Origin of the sequence: Actinacidiphila cocklensis (assembly GCF_907177275.1) — a bacterium.
Lineage (GTDB): Bacteria > Actinomycetota > Actinomycetes > Streptomycetales > Streptomycetaceae > Actinacidiphila > Actinacidiphila cocklensis.
Window position 1 is genome coordinate 115,585 of record NZ_CAJSLV010000125.1, and the last position, 13,331, is coordinate 128,915.

The 13,331-nt window shown below is 71.9% G+C and carries 12 protein-coding genes; 8 read left to right on the forward strand and 4 right to left on the reverse strand.

What is annotated here, in order from left to right:
* The first annotated feature begins 112 nt into the window (after positions 1-112).
* Positions 113-1,300 carry an NAD(P)/FAD-dependent oxidoreductase gene (locus tag NFU81_RS39860; protein WP_251502033.1) on the forward strand — a complete coding sequence of 396 codons (1,188 nt, stop codon included), beginning with the start codon at positions 113-115 and terminating at the stop codon, positions 1,298-1,300.
* Between the two features lie 24 nt (positions 1,301-1,324).
* Here the strand turns inward: NFU81_RS39860 and NFU81_RS39865 are convergent, their stop codons facing one another.
* The gene (locus NFU81_RS39865) at positions 1,325-1,771 is read right to left on the reverse strand and encodes a MarR family winged helix-turn-helix transcriptional regulator (protein WP_251502280.1); all 447 of its coding nucleotides are present in this window, start codon (positions 1,769-1,771) and stop codon (positions 1,325-1,327) included.
* Between the two features lie 233 nt (positions 1,772-2,004).
* On the reverse strand, positions 2,005-2,379 hold the full coding sequence (locus tag NFU81_RS39870; RefSeq protein ID WP_251502036.1) for a hypothetical protein: 375 nt from the start codon (positions 2,377-2,379) through the stop codon (positions 2,005-2,007).
* Positions 2,380-3,183: 804 nt separating this feature from the next.
* On the opposite strand from NFU81_RS39870, the gene NFU81_RS39875 reads away from it, so the two are divergent.
* The 6 genes from NFU81_RS39875 to NFU81_RS39900 are packed head-to-tail and all read left to right on the forward strand — an operon-like array spanning position 3,184 to position 8,574.
* Complete coding sequence (locus NFU81_RS39875; protein ID WP_251502038.1) at positions 3,184-4,602, forward strand: ATP-binding protein; 1,419 nt, start codon at positions 3,184-3,186, stop codon at positions 4,600-4,602.
* Complete coding sequence (locus NFU81_RS39880) at positions 4,599-5,033, forward strand: roadblock/LC7 domain-containing protein (RefSeq protein WP_251502041.1); 435 nt, start codon at positions 4,599-4,601, stop codon at positions 5,031-5,033. Before NFU81_RS39875 ends, NFU81_RS39880 begins: the two co-directional genes overlap by 4 nt.
* Entirely contained in the window at positions 5,030-5,389 is a 360-nt protein-coding gene (locus NFU81_RS39885; protein ID WP_251502044.1) for a DUF742 domain-containing protein, read from the forward strand. The genes NFU81_RS39880 and NFU81_RS39885 overlap by 4 nt, the downstream gene beginning before the upstream one ends.
* Complete coding sequence (locus tag NFU81_RS39890) at positions 5,367-6,002, forward strand: GTP-binding protein (protein ID WP_251502047.1); 636 nt, start codon at positions 5,367-5,369, stop codon at positions 6,000-6,002. The genes NFU81_RS39885 and NFU81_RS39890 overlap by 23 nt, the downstream gene beginning before the upstream one ends.
* A gap of 5 nt (positions 6,003-6,007) precedes the next feature.
* Positions 6,008-7,480 carry a cytochrome P450 gene (locus tag NFU81_RS39895; protein WP_251502050.1) on the forward strand — a complete coding sequence of 491 codons (1,473 nt, stop codon included), beginning with the start codon at positions 6,008-6,010 and terminating at the stop codon, positions 7,478-7,480.
* On the forward strand, positions 7,444-8,574 hold the full coding sequence (locus NFU81_RS39900; protein ID WP_251502053.1) for a cytochrome P450 family protein: 1,131 nt from the start codon (positions 7,444-7,446) through the stop codon (positions 8,572-8,574). Before NFU81_RS39895 ends, NFU81_RS39900 begins: the two co-directional genes overlap by 37 nt.
* A 74-nt stretch (positions 8,575-8,648) precedes the next feature.
* On the opposite strand, the gene NFU81_RS39905 is transcribed toward NFU81_RS39900, so the two are convergent.
* The gene (locus tag NFU81_RS39905) at positions 8,649-10,343 is read right to left on the reverse strand and encodes a penicillin-binding transpeptidase domain-containing protein (protein WP_251502056.1); all 1,695 of its coding nucleotides are present in this window, start codon (positions 10,341-10,343) and stop codon (positions 8,649-8,651) included.
* Positions 10,344-10,445: 102 nt separating this feature from the next.
* Positions 10,446-12,170: a dolichyl-phosphate-mannose--protein mannosyltransferase gene (locus tag NFU81_RS39910; protein ID WP_251502085.1), complete on the reverse strand. Its 1,725-nt coding sequence runs from the start codon at positions 12,168-12,170 to the stop codon at positions 10,446-10,448.
* Between the two features lie 148 nt (positions 12,171-12,318).
* Here NFU81_RS39910 and rsmI point away from each other — a divergent pair, with 148 nt between their 5' ends.
* Positions 12,319-13,182, forward strand: a complete 864-nt coding sequence (rsmI, locus tag NFU81_RS39915) for a 16S rRNA (cytidine(1402)-2'-O)-methyltransferase (RefSeq protein ID WP_251502088.1) — start codon at positions 12,319-12,321, stop codon at positions 13,180-13,182.
* Positions 13,183-13,331: the final 149 nt, after the last annotated feature.

Here is a 13,331-nt window from a genome sequence, read left to right on the forward strand (position 1 = left end):
GCCCTGTCCCACCGCTCCCACGTGGACCTTTCCCATGCTTGCTGTTCGTACTACGAACTATTATGGTTCGTAGTACGAATGACAATGCCACATCACATCGTGGGGTGAAACCATGGGCCGAACTGTTGCGGTCGTCGGCGGCGGGTACGGCGGTGCCGCCGTCGCCAAGGCGCTGGACGCGGACGCCGACGCCGGGATCGAGGTCGTCCTCGTCGAGCCGAAGGACGCGTTCGTGCACGCGGCGGGGTCGCTGCGGGCGCTGGTGCAGCCGGAGTGGGCCGAGAACATCTTCTTCCCGTACGACAGGCTGCTGGCACGCGGCCGGGTGGTGCGCGGGCGGGCGGCCGGCGTCGACGCCGGGGGAGTGACCCTCGCGGACGGCCGGCGGGTCGAGGCGGACTACGTGGTGCTGGCGACCGGTTCCGACTACCCCTTCCCGGCGAAGGCCGACACCGACGACGCGGCCGACGCGCTCGACCAGCTGCGGGCCGCGCACAAGGAGCTGTCGGGCGCGGCCCGCGTGCTGATCACCGGGGCCGGGCCGGTCGGCCTCGAACTGGCCGGGGAGATCGCAGCGGTCTGGCCCGGCAAGCGGATCACCGTCGTGGACCCGGCGGAGGAGATCATGCCGTCCTTCACGCCTGAGCTGCGCGCCGAGCTGCATCGCCAGCTCGACGGCCTGGGCGTCGAGCTGCGGCTCGGCACCGCACTGGCCGACCCGCCGCCGGTCCCCGCGGGGCGGGCGGACGCCTTCACCGTGGCCACGACCGGCGGCGGCGAGATCGGCGCCGACATCTGGTTCCGCTGCCATGGCGTCCGCGTCAACGGCGGCTTCCTCGCGGGCAGTCTCACCCCCGACGCGATGACGCGGCAGGGCCAGGTGCGGGTGACCGGGACGCTCCAGGTCCGCGGATACGACAACCTGTACGCGCTCGGCGACCTGACCGACCTGGCCGAGGCGAAGATGGCCGGCTACGCGATGAAGCACGCGGCCGTCGTCGCGGAGAACGTCCTCGCGCAGGTGCGGGGCGACCGGCCCGGTGCCGTCTACCGGCCCTCGCCCGTCCCCTCGATCCTGCTCCCGCTCGGCCCCGGCGGCGGTGTCGGCCAGTTCCCGCCGGAGTCGCCGGGCGCCGCCCCCGCGCTGCTGCCCGCCTCGACCGTCGCCGCGTACAAGGGGGCCGACCTCTTCGTCGGGCGGTTCGCCGAGCTGTTCGGAACCGGCACCGCGACCGCGACCGCGACTGAAGCCGGCGCCGCGACCGAGGCCGGTACCGAGACCGAAGCCGGTACCGCCTGAGGGGGCCGCAGCGAGGACGCCGGGTCAGCGTCGCGGCGGCTCGTCCGCGTCCATGAAGACGACGGGCACCTGGTTGTCGGTCACCACCCGGCTCAGCAGTTCGGCCAGGCCGTCCCGGTCGGCCTCCGGCAGGCTCGCGGGCAGCAGTTCGACCCGGCGGCAGGTCTCGGCGTAGAAGGCCTCGACCACCTCGCTGCCCTCGTCGGTGAGGGCGACCCTGACCGCCCGCCGGTCCTCGGGGTCCGGCTCGCGCCGCACCAGGCCGCGTTGCGCGGTCCGGTCGACCAGGCCCGTCAGGCTGGACTTGGCGAGCCCCAGCATGTCGACCAGCTCGCCCATCCCGTACGGCTGCGGCATCAGCACGCACATCAACTGCCCCTGCTGGGCGGTCAGCCCGTACTCCCTGGCGGTCTCCGCGTACACCGCGTTGACCAGGAAGGACGCTCGCACCAGCGCGGTGACGACGTTCATCCGCCCATCCACGGTCCTGCCCATGCGGCCAGGGTACGGCAGCCGGACCGCTCCCCAGGGCCGGACCGCTCCCCCGAGCCGGTCCGGCCCCGAACCGTTCCCCCCGGAACCGTCCGCCCCCCTGAGCCGGACCGCCTGCCGAACCAGGAGGCCTGCCGAACCAGGCCGCCCGCCGCATGTGGCTCACGCGGCGGGCGGCCGCCCTGGGGGGCCTTCGGCAGCGGCGGGCTCAGTTAACCGTTGCAGGGGTTGAGCGTGCCGCTGACCTTGACGATGCTCGGCGCGTAGACCCAGCCGGCCTTGCCGGTCGAGGAGTTCAGGCCGTAGATCCACTCCTGGCCCGCCGCGTTCCCGTGCCAGCAGTAGGCGTCGAAGATGTTGCCCGGGTTCAGGTACCCGGTCACCCCGCAGGAGCTCTCCGCCCCCGAGTACATGTTCTTCGTCCCGGTGTTGGTGAGGTAGGTCGCGCTGGAGTTGTTCGGGTGCGTGAAGTTCTCGCAGGCGTTCGGGGTGACGACGGAGGTGGTGGCTGCCTGGGCGCTCACCGTGCCCAGGCCGGCGATCAACGCGGCGGCACCGAGGGTGGCGGCGGTCGCTGCAAGTCTCATGGCGTGGCTCATTTCGTTTTGCGGGATGACAGGCCGCTTTTCCGGATCCCTTTCCTGGGGTGATGGCGGACATCAATCATGTTGATTTCCCCACATCCCCTCCTCCGGCTCGCCGCGCACCTGTTCCGAGGGGCGACTGCACATTCCCCGAATGCCTGCGGAGGCTCGTTCTCCGCTTTACTGTGGCGCTTCAGTGTGCTTGCGACCTGGGCCAAAGGGTTGCTCTGGCCAGCTGTCGCGCCAATCGTAGCGACGCCGGTGTGAGGGATCAACGGTTCGCAGGATGTTGCATCCAGTCGGTCGCACAAGTCGTCAGAATTCGGAAGAGCAAAAACATGAAGTTTGAGCTTCGTATGATCTCTGCCTCGCTGCACCCCCGGCTCGTCGCTACGTCCCCGCCCTGCCGGTCGTGCGGGTGCCTGCCGCGGGCACATCGAGGAGAGGGCCGACCGGGCGGGCGGCTTCACCCGTCGACGTCGATGACCTGGGGCGATGTCGTCGACCGCGGGGCGAAGGCGCGGGTCTTCCATGAGTGGTGCCGCCGCGGTGGCGGGGCCGGGTCTGCCGCCGCGGCGGGGGCGGGGACGAGGCCCTGGCTGACGAGAAGTCACAACTCCCTCACCAGACGGCCCTTGTCCCCCAGGCTCATGACTAGGATGATCAGGCAGTCCCTTCCCACGGCGGGTGTGCGCGTCGGGTATTGACCACGCCCACCGCCGTGCGCGTCCCGGTGTGTGCCCCATACGCACCGGGATCCGATGGGCTGCCCCGGTCTGATCGGCCTCCCCGAATCCTGAGGATCTGATGACTAGTCACATATCGGGAGTGGTGTTCTGGCCTGTCGCCGTCGTCGCAGTCGTGGCCCTCGTGATGTGGGTCCGGCAGGCGGCCGCCGCGGCCCGGCTCGGCAAACGGCTCGCCACCGCCGAGCAGGAGGTGCGCAGCCGCGAGGCCGACATACGGGTCCGTGAGGCGGAGCTCGCTCATCTGGTCGACGTCAGGCTGCCCGCGGTGGAGCTGGGCGGACGGCGGCCCCAGCAGGGGCTGCGGGACGACCGGCTGGCCGGTGCGGCCTACGGCCAGCGCATGGACCAGGTCGTGAACCGCTTCGTCGGCGCCGTCGAGAAGGCCAGGGTGCGGGCCGACCAGTCGGCCAAGGCCACCCTCAAGGCGGCGATGCGCTCGGTCCAGGCGCTGGCGAACGAGCAGCAGCTGTCCATCTCCGACATGCAGGACCGGCACGACAGCCCGTACGTGCTGCAGGACCTGATGGAGATCGACCACGCCAACTCCCAGTTCGCACGGCGCGCCCAGGCCATCGCGGTGCTCTGCGGCTCCTGGCCGGGACGGCAGCGCGCGGCCTCGCCGCTGATCGACGTGCTGCGCGGCGCCAAGTCCCGCATCCGCGACTACCAGCGGGTCGAGATCGGCCCCGGCCCGGACATCGACGTGATCAGCCGGGCGGTGGAACCGGTGGTGCTCGCGGTCGCGGAGCTGCTGGACAACGCCACCCGGCACTCGCAGCCGAACACCTCGGTCGAGGTCACCCTGCGCCCCGCGCACAACGGCACCACGGTCGTCATCGACGACGCCGGTGTCGGCATGGACGAGCTGGAGGTCTCGCTCGCCGTCGAGCGGCTGGGCGGCGGCGAGAACCTGGACATCAACCGGCTCGGCGACCCGCCGCAGTTCGGCTTCGCGGTGATCGGCGTGCTGGCCGCCCGCTACGGCTTCTCGGTGTCGGTGGACACCAGGTCGCCCTACGGCGGGGTGCGGGCCGTCCTCTTCCTGCCCAAGGCGCTGCTGGTGACCGCCGGCACCGCCGCGGCCCCCGTGGTCGCCCGCGCCGCGCACCACCGGGCGGCCGCACAGGACGACCTGCCGGTGCGTACGCCGGCCGTGCGGGCGGTCGCCGCGGAGCCGGCGGTCGCCGCCCCCGCGGCGGCGGAACCGGTGCACGAGCGGGCGCCCGGTGACGACGAGGTGCCCCAGACCCCCATCACCGGTGCCACCGTGGGCGGCCTGCCCAAGCGCCGCCGGCGGGAGGCCAGCGGGGAGCAGGTCGCGGCCCGGCACGCCCGTACCGCGGAGCCCCTGCCCGACGAGGACACCGGGCCGATCCGCACCCCGTACGAGACCGCATCCCGTATGGGTGCGTTCGCCCGCGGCACCCGCTCCGGGCGCGCGGAATCGGCCGATGACGAAGGGACGACTCAGGAATGAACGACCATATGGCCAACGAGCTGGGCTGGATGCTCGACGAGGTCCTGAAGGTCCCCGAGGCGCGGCACGCGATCCTGCTGTCCGCGGACGGGATGCTCAGGGCGCACTCGCAGGGCATCGCCCGCGACGAGGCCGAGCGCCAGGCCGCGGCCCTGTCGGGGCTGCAGTCCATCAGCCGCAGCACCGCGGAGTTCTGCGGCAAGGACGGCTCGCCCTGGCAGCAGACGCTGGTCGAGTTCGCGGGCGGCTACGTCTTCCTGGTCGCGGCCGGCGCGGGCGCGTATCTGGCGGTCTCCTCCACGCAGGACGTGGACATGGAGATGGTCACCTACCGCATGCAGAAGCTCGTCGACAGGCTCGGCAAGGAGCTGACCAGCCCGCCCCGCCAGGACGCGGCCGCCACCCGACCGGGCACCACCGTCCCGTCATGACCCCGCCGCGCAGGCGGGAGCAGGGGCTCGTGCGGGCGTACGTCGTCACCGACGGCCGCGCCCACCCGACGCGCAACACCCTGGACATCGTCTCGCTGGTGAACGCCGTGACCGGCCGTCCGATGGCCGGGCTGACACCCGAGCGGCGCGCGGTGATGGAGCTGTGCCGGGGCGGAGCCCTGTCCGTCGCCGAGGTCGCGGGCTATCTCGCGCTGCCGCTCAGCGTCACCAAGGTGCTGATCAGCGACCTCATCGACAGCGGCCACATCATCGCGCGGGCCGCCATCCCCAAGGCGCAACTCCCCGACGTCCAGCTCCTGCAGGAGGTGCTCAATGGGCTCCGCGCCCGCCTCTGACCGCGCCCTCGTCCTCCCGGACGGCGACACACCCTCCTACGTGGCCGACTCGGTCAGGACCGCCGCCAAGATCCTCATCGTGGGGCACTTCGCGGTCGGCAAGACCACCTTCGTCGGGACCCTGTCCGAGATCAGGCCGCTGCGGACCGAGGAGCCGCTGTCCCAGGCCGGCGCGCACGTCGACGACCTGGCCGGCGTACCCGACAAGACCGCCACCACGGTGGCCATGGACTTCGGGCGGCTCACCCTCAGCGAGAGCCTGGTGCTCTACCTCTTCGGAGCGCCGGGCCAGAAGCGCTTCACGCGGCTGTGGACCGACATGCTCCAGGGCGCGCTCGGCGCCCTGGTGCTGGCCGACACCCGGCGGCTCGACCAGTCCTTCGACGTGATGGGGCTGCTGGAGGAGCACGGCATGCCGTACGCCGTCGCCGTCAACCAGTTCGACGGCTCGCCGGACTTCCCCGAGGACGAGATACGCGAGGCGCTGGACCTGCTGCCGGAAACCCCGCTGGTCAGCTGTGACGCCCGCGACGCCACCTCCTCCACCAAGGCGCTGATCGCCCTGGTGGAACACCTGCAGACCCGCCCCGTCCCCGCCGACCAGGAGTCCTGAACCGGATGACGTCCCCCAGCGCGCCAGAGCCCGCCCCCGTACCGCAGCCGGCACCGGCCGCCGTCCCGCCGCCGGGCTGCCCGGCCCACGCCGGCGGCGCCCTGCGCCTCTACGGGCCCGAGCACGCCGCCGACCCCAAGGCGACCTTCGCGGCGCTGCGCGCCCAGGGCAGCGTCGCGCCCGTGGAGATCGCGCCCGGCGTCGACGCCAACCTCGTGCTCGGCTACCAGAGCGCCCTCGAAGTGCTGCGCAGCCCCGAGCGCTTCTCCAAGGACCCGCGCAACTGGCGGGCGCTGGCGGACGGTTCCGTGCCGGCCGACAGCCCGGTGGTGCCGATGATGATGTACCGGCCCAACGCCCTGTGGACCGACGGCGAGGCGCACGCCCGCTACCGCGGGGTGATCACCGACAGCCTCGGCCAGGTCGACCCCAACGCGCTGCGCGGCTACGTCGAGGAGAGCGCCGACATCCTCATCGACCGGATCGGCGCCCGCGGCACCGCCGACCTGCTCGGCGAGTACGGCGCGCTGCTGCCGCTGCTGGTCTTCAACCGGATGTTCGGCTGCCCCGCCGACATCGGCGACAAGCTGGTCGTCGGCATGTCCGGCATCTTCGACGCCGACGCGGACTCCGAGAAGGCCAACCAGATCCTCACCGAGGGCCTGGCGGAACTCGTCGCCCTCAAGCGACGCGAGCCCGGCGCGGACGTCACGTCCTGGATGATGGCGCACCCGGCGCAGCTCGGCGACGAGGAGATGCTGCACCAGCTCGCCCTGCTGATGGGCGCGGGCACCGAGCCCGAGCAGAACCTGATCTGCAACGCGCTGCTCCTGCTGCTGTCCGACGACCGCTTCGCCGGCGACCTGGCGGGCGGCAGCCTGCCGGTCGACGAGGCGCTCGACGAGGTGCTGTGGGCCGACCCGCCGCTGGCCAACTACGCGGTGCACTACGCCCTGCAGGACACCGAGGTCGACGGGGTCGAACTGGTCTCCGGCCGGCCGATCCTGGTCAGCTTCACCGCCGCCAACACCGACCCGGCGCTCAGCGGCGAGCGGCGCGGCGGCAACCGCGCGCACCTGTCGTGGAGCGCGGGACCGCACACCTGCCCCGCCAAGAGCCCGGCCCGGCTGATCGCGGCGGTCGCGGTGGAGAAGCTGCTGGACCGCATCCCCGACATCGAACTCGACTGCGAGGTCGGCCAGCTGGAGTGGCGCCAGGGTCCCTTCCACCGGGCGCTGGTCGCCCTGCCCGTCGTATACCCGCCGATCACCGTCACCGCGCCGGCCGCCGCGGACGAGACCCCTGGAGCCATCGCATGGAAAACCGAGACCGCCCCGCCGTCCCCGGGTCCGACGACGCCGGCCCCCTCGTCATCGACCCCGCAGGGCGGGATATCCACGGTGAGGGAGCCCGTATCCGTGAACGCGGCCCCGCGGCGCTGGTGGAACTTCCTGGCGGGGTCAAGGCGTGGGCGGTAAGCGACCAGGCGCTGCTGAAGGAGCTGCTGACCGACCCGCGGGTCTCCAAGGACCCGCGGCAGCACTGGGCGGCCTGGGCCAACGGCGAGATCACCCCTGACTGGCCGCTGTTCACCTGGGTCGCGGTCACCAACATGTTCACCGCGTACGGGGGCGACCACCGGCGGCTGCGCAAGCTGGTGTCGATGGCCTTCACCGCCCGCCGCACCGAGGCGATGCGCCCCTGGATCACGCAGCTGACCGCCGACCTGCTCGACGGCCTCGCCAAGACGCCGGCCGGCGAGCCGGTCGACCTGCGGGAGGCGTACTGCTACCCGATCCCGATCCAGGTCATCAGCCAGCTCTTCGGCGTCGAGGACGAGGCGATGAGCACGGAGCTGCGGCGGCTGGTCGACAACATCTTCAACACCGCCATCAGCGCGGAGGACGCCGTCGCGACCTTCGCCGGCATCCACCAGGTGCTCACCGACCTGGTCGCGCTCAAGCGGGAGACGCCGGGCGACGACCTGACCAGCGTGCTCATCTCCGCCCGCGAGGAGGACGGCTCCCGGCTGACCGAGGGCGAGCTCGTGGACACCCTGATCCTGATGATCAGCGCGGGCCACGAGACCACCGTCAACCTGCTCGACAACGCTGTCCACGCCCTGCTCACCCACCCCGGCCAGCTCGCCCTGGTGCGGGAGGGCAAGGCCAACTGGAGCGACGTCATCGACGAGACGCTGCGGGTGGAGGCGCCGGTCGCCAGCCTGCCGCTGCGGTACGCGGTGGACGACATCACCTCCGGCGACGTCCACATCGCCAAGGGCGAGGCGATCCTCGCGGCCTACGCCGCCGCCGGCCGCCACCCGGACTACCACGGGCCGACCGCCGACCAGTTCGACGTGCTGCGGATCAACAAGGAGCACATGGCCTTCGGTTACGGAGTCCACCGCTGCCTGGGCGCACCGCTGGCCCAGCTGGAGGCGGAGATCGCGCTGCCCGCGCTCTTCGAGCGCTTCCCCGGCCTGGCGCTCGCGGTGCCGCAGGAGGAGCTGGAGCCGGTCGGGTCCTTCATCTCGCACGGCCACCTGCGGCTGCCGGTGGTACTGGGCTGAGCCCCCCCGCACGTACGTGCCCCCGTCCGCGGTCCTGCCGCGGGCGGGGGCACCTTGCGTGGTACGGCGGGCGGCTACGGGGCGGCGCGCAGGACGTCCCCGACGATCGGTCCCGCGGACTTGTTGCCGTGGTCGCCCTGCATGACCATCGCGGCCGCCGCGACATCGTCGCTGTAGGCGGTGAACCAGCCGGTCGGCACGCCGTCGCTGCTCTCCTCCGCCGAGCCGGTCTTGGCGCCGCAGGGGCAGTTCACACCGTTCAGGAGGCCGGCGGCGGTGCCGCTGTCGGCGGTCTGCCTCATCATCGACATCAGGTTCTGCCGGACCTGCGGCGGCAGCGGTGTGGCGTTCCAGGTCTGCCGGTTCTCGATGAGCTTCGTGTCGTCGAGGATCGACGGCTGGTGGAAGCGCCCGCCGCGGACGGTCGCGGCGACCGACGCCATGTTCAGGGTGTTCATCAGGACCCGGCCCTGGCCGATCATCTCCGAGGTCAACTCGTCGCCGGTGCCGCCGGGGATGCTGCCGTCGGTGGTACCGGTGCCGGTGTACCAGGGGCGGCTGTCGCCGACCAGCCCGAAGTACTTCTCGCCGACCTTCGTCAGCGAGTCCGGGGCCAGGTACTTCGAGAGCCGGATGAAGCCGGTGTTGCAGGACCGGGAGAAGTCCCAGGCCAGTGTGGCGTTCTGCTTGTCCGGCGTGACGTTGTGGTACGGCTTGCCGCCCAGGGCCGCGTATCCGTCGACGCACTGCGACACCGAGCCCGGCGTCAGGCGCGGGGTGTCCTTCGTGACGGGGGCCGTCATCAGTGCCGTCGCGGTCACGATCTTGAAGGTGGAGCCGGGCGGCTGGAGCGACAGGGCGTAGTTCGTACCGCCGGGCGGGTTGGCCGCCATGGCCAGGACCGTGCCGTCGTGGGTGTCCAGCGCGGTCACGCCGGACTGCGCGTGCTTCTGCACCGCCTTCTCGGCCGCGGCCTGGATTCCGGCGTCCAGGGTGGTCTTGAGCTTGGCGTTCTTGCCCGGCTTGACCACGTACAGCGTCTTGAGCAGCTCGCCGCCCGCGTTGGTCACGTACGTCTCGATGCCCGGGGTGCCGCCGAGGTCCGCGTCCGCGTACCGCTTGCGCAGGTCGGTGAACACGTCGGTCAGGCCCGGATACTGCGCTGCCGTCATCGTCTTGCCGTGCCGGTCGACCAGGTCCAGGTCCGGCGAGGTCGCGAGTCCCGTGACCAGGGACAACCCGTCCTTGAGGTCGGGCTCCAGGACGGCGGGCGCCCATTTGACGGCCGGGTCGCCGACGGTGTTGCGGCCGACGGTCAAGGTCGAGACGTACGACCAGATCTTCGGGGCGATGCCCTGGTAGGAGATGGTCGCCTTGACCGTGAAGGACACGATGGCGCCGGTCGGACCCGCGGTGGCGGTCGAGCCGGTCGCGCCGTCCGACGGGTCCAGCGTGGCCGCGACCTTGCTGACGCTCGTCTTCTGGCGGTAGTCGGCCAGCGCCGCCTTCGCCGTCTCGACGGAGTCGGTCAGCGCGGCGGCCTTCGTGTCGTCGCCCGCCGACCAGGCGGCCAGGAAGTCGGTCGCGGTGTTGTTGACGTCCTTCGCGGTGAGCGGTTCGTCCCTGTCGGCCGTGGCGGCCGGCTTGGTGCCGGTGCTCTTGCCGTCGAGCCCTGAGTAGATGTTGTAGGCGCCGTAACCTGCGACGCCGACCATGCCGATGAAGACCGCACCGATGATGCCGGCCTTGACCCCCCGTGCCACAGGCACCGAGAACCCCCTTCTTCCCACCCCCTGAACGCGTTCAAATGAGCGCGCTCACAAGAGCACTGTACCCGCTCTCCCTAGGGGCGCCCGGGGGGTTGCGCCGACTCACACCCAGGAGTCGAACCACATCCGGGCCTGCCAGCCGCTGTAAGGGATGGTCATGCCGGTGTAGATGGGGAAGAAGTAGATGAAATTCCAGATGATCAGCAGCACCAGCGTGCCCGCGCCGACCGCACCCCACATCCGGCGTCCCTCGCCCGCCCCGGGTGGGCCGAGGAAGGCGCCCACCATCATCGCCACCGCGAGGCAGAGGTAGGGCACGAAGGAGACGGCGTAGAAGTAGAAGATCGTGCGGTCCTGGTAGTGGAGCCACGGCAGCAGGCCCGCGCCCACCGCGCACAGGATGGCGCCGGCCCGCCAGTCGCGGCGCAGCACCCAGCGGTAGAGCAGGTACAGCAGCGCGAAGCACGCCGACCACCACAGCAGCGGGGTGCCCAGCGCCAGGATCTCCTTGGAGCAGCCGCCGGTGCTGTGGCAGCCGTCCTGGCCGAGCTTGGGCGACTCGAAGTAGTACGACACCGGACGTCCCAGGACCAGCCAGCTCCACGGGTTGGACTGGTACGGGTGGGGCGTGTGCAGCGTCACGTTGAACTGGTAGACCTCGTACTCGTAGTGCCACAGGCTGCGCAGGGGTGCCGGGATCCACGACCAGGTGCCGCCGCGGTTGTCGGCCCAGTGCCGGTTGTAGGCGTTGCTGGACATGAACCAGCCGGTCCAGGTCGCCAGGTAGGTGACCACCGTGACCGGGATCATGGTCAGCACCGACCAGCCGAAGTCCTTGCGCAGCACCGCGCGCAGCGGGTGCCTGGCGCCTGCCAGGCGGCGCGAGCCGAGGTCCCAGGCCAGCGTCATGACGGTGAAGAACGCCAGGAAGTACAGGCCGTTCCACTTGCTCGCCGCGGCCAGGCCGAGGCAGACCGCGGCGGCGATACGCCACGGGCGCCAGCCCATGCCGACGCGGTCGCCGACCTTCCGGTCAGGACCCGCCCAGCCTGACTCGTCCACCGGCAGCGCCCGGGCCAGCCGGGCTCTGGACCAGTCGCGGTCCACCAGCAGGCAGCCGAAGGCGGCCAGCGCGAAGAACATGATCACCAGGTCGAGCAGGGCGATCCGGCTCATCACGAACTGCAGGCCGTCCACCGCCATCAGCAGCCCGGCCAGGCAGCCCAGCGCGGTGGAGCGGAAGAGCCGGCGCCCGATCCGGCACAGCATCAGCACCGACAGGGTGCCGAGCACCGCCATCATGAAGCGCCAGCCGAACGGGTTCATGCCGAACATCCACTCGCCGAGCGCGATCACCCACTTGCCGGCCGGGGGGTGCACCACGTAGCCGGGCGCGTCGGACAGCGGGATCGTCTGCGGGTGCCCCAGCAGGTCCGGGTTGGTGATCTTGGCGTCCGGCCAGGTGCCCTCGTAGCCGAGCTGGAGCAGCGACCAGGCGTCCTTGGCGTAGTACGTCTCGTCGAAGACGACCTCGCGGGGCGTGCCCAGGTGCCAGAAGCGCAGCCCGCCGGCGAGCACGGCCACCAGGATCGGGCCGAGCCAGCCGGAGAAGCGGGCCAGCAGGTGCGAGAGCCGTTCGCTCGCGCCCAGCGTCCGCCACAACCTGGTCCCCGGTTCGGGGAAGGGTGGCACCAGGCGCTCGCGGGTGTCGGTCCGCGGCCTCTCCGCATAGCCGAACCTGCGCAGCCGCTGCGCCCAGGGGCTCTGTTGCGGCTGTGCCGGAACAGCCTCGGCGGCCCGGTCCTGCGTCGCGGTCTCACTCGTCACCGGCCCATCGTAGGGAACGCCTCTGAAAATGTGATGAGGTCGGTGCCCGGCGCCCCTGTTTGTCCCGCAAAGCCGGTCGGCGTCCGGCCCCCGCGTCCGGTGGCCGGGGGTCGGCCCGGCAGGCCGCGGGGAGTGGGAAGCTTGGCGGGTGACCACGCAAGCCGCAGGCGTCCTCGTACTGGCCGGAACCCCCATCGGCGACCCCGCGGACGCCCCGCCGCGGCTCGCCACCGAACTGGCCGGCGCCGACGTCGTCGCCGCCGAGGACACCCGGCGGCTGCGGCGGCTCACCCAGGCGCTCGGCATCGAGCCCGGCGGGCGCATCGTGTCCTACTTCGAGGGCAACGAGGCCGGCCGGACGCCGGAGCTGGTCGAGGCGCTGGCCGGCGGCGCCCGGGTGGTCCTGGTCACCGACGCCGGGATGCCGTCGGTGTCCGACCCCGGCTACCGGCTGGTCGCCGCGGCCGTCGAGCGCGGCATCACCGTCACCGCGGTGCCCGGGCCTTCCGCGGTCCTGACCGCGCTGGCCGTCTCGGGGCTGCCGGTGGACCGCTTCTGCTTCGAGGGCTTCCTGCCGCGCAAGCCGGGCGAGCGGCTGGCCCGGCTGCGCGAGGTCGCCGCGGACCGCAGGACGCTGGTCTACTTCGAGGCCACGCACCGCATCGACGCCACCCTCGCGGCCATGGCCGAGGTCTTCGGCGCCGAGCGGCGGGGCGCGGTGTGCCGCGAGCTGACCAAGACCTACGAGGAGGTCAGGCGCGGGCCGCTGGCGGAGCTGGCGCGCTGGGCGGCGGAGGACGGCGTACGCGGTGAGATCACCGTCGTGGTGGAGGGCGCACCGGCGCCTGGTCCCGCCGACCTCGACCCCGCCGAGATCGTCCGCCGGGTCGCGGCGCGCGAGGCGGCGGGGGAGCGGCGCAAGGAGGCCATCGCGGCGGTCGCGGCGGACGCCGGGCTGCCCAAGCGGGAGGTCTTCGACGCGGTCGTCGCCGCCAAGCACGGCGGGGCGTGACGCGCGCGCCTGCCGCGTGCGGGTCCTGCCGTACGGCCTGCGGCCGGCGGTAGTGCGCCGGCCCGGCCGGCGGGGGTGCGCGGACTAAACTGTGGGTGTGGCAAAGCAAATCCACGCCATCTCTCCCATAGACCCCAAATCTGGTCCAA